The sequence below is a fragment of the Pseudomonas sp. 1152_12 genome (genome assembly GCF_052850675.1).
The window spans coordinates 1-681 of sequence record NZ_VXCW01000054.1 but is presented as its reverse complement, the minus strand read 5'-3'; the positions used below and the strand labels follow the sequence as shown (position 1 = coordinate 681).

General features: G+C 54.3%; 1 pseudogene. It reads left to right on the top strand.

The features are described from left to right. Positions 1-17 precede the first annotated feature (17 nt). Positions 18-681 (top strand): annotated as a pseudogene (locus FW764_RS28075) (hypothetical protein); the annotation flags it as partial.

The window sequence follows — 681 nt, the reverse complement described above, 5'->3', positions numbered from 1 at the left end:
CCCGCAAGGTAATGATGATGACGACTCCAACCGACTCAACCGTTGACATATCCCTAGAACCACCCCGCGCGACCTTTGCCATCGCGCTTGATGAACTCGACTACCCTGAAAAAGCAAAATGGGCCTTGGGTCTACACGGCATCGACCCTAGTGCCCGGTTTTCCTCCGAGGCCTGGTCAGAGAACTCCATCGGTGACATATTCTACGTGTGCAGTGATGGCAAAGTGTTGAGCCAGGACACCGTTACCACCAAGGCACCGCGTTACTTCTTGACCGTCGCCATGAACACCCTCATCCCGAGCAGCCAGCAGGAGGGCTTAGTCGAGATTTACTGGGAAGTGCTGCGCAAGTCTAACGGTCAGATAAGTCGTTCGCCTACTGAGACGTATCTGATCAAGAAAACCCACCCTGCAGGCATAGACCGTAGGCCGGACATCTCCGGGCACGATGGATTGCGCGTGGTGGCTGAAAGTTTTCCGGAACACTCGGATTTTTATGCAGACACAGCAGCAAACGGAATGTGGACTCTGGTTTATAAGCATCAGAACGCCCGTATGAACGACCTAGTTTCCGTCCTTTTGGACGGTTTCCCCACCTACTACCGTTTGAGCGCCGCAGAGGCCGCCGGGGCTGGGCCGTATCGGGTGTTCATTAAGCCGTCGACTTTTCAGAAGATCAGTA